Raw genomic sequence first — 349 nt, 5'->3', positions numbered from 1 at the left:
TGTGCACGCTGTTGAGTTCTCAAGGACCAGACGCACTCCCCACTCGACACCACGAAGATGCTCCGCCAGAGAGGCTGTCGTTCTCGAACCCACCGATGTCGTCGAACCCAGCCACACAACCGTGCAACCAGATCCAGTGGCTCATCCCGAAGGAGAGAACCGGTGGAGTAGTCATCCTAAGCGTCGAAGCGAACCAGCACAAGGCCAGATCTGAACTCCAGTGGAGGATGGTCCCGCTTGAGGGCCGACGTGCTCTGGGCTTTCGCTCCAGCCGCTCCGCCGCACCTTTGGGGTGACGAGGGATTACTTTACGCAGACCCCACCCCACACCACCAACCCACCCCACCTC

The sequence above is a fragment of the Curtobacterium sp. APC 4022 genome (assembly GCF_030407555.1).
Lineage (GTDB): Bacteria > Actinomycetota > Actinomycetes > Actinomycetales > Microbacteriaceae > Curtobacterium.
Note: the sequence above shows the minus strand (reverse complement) of the source record.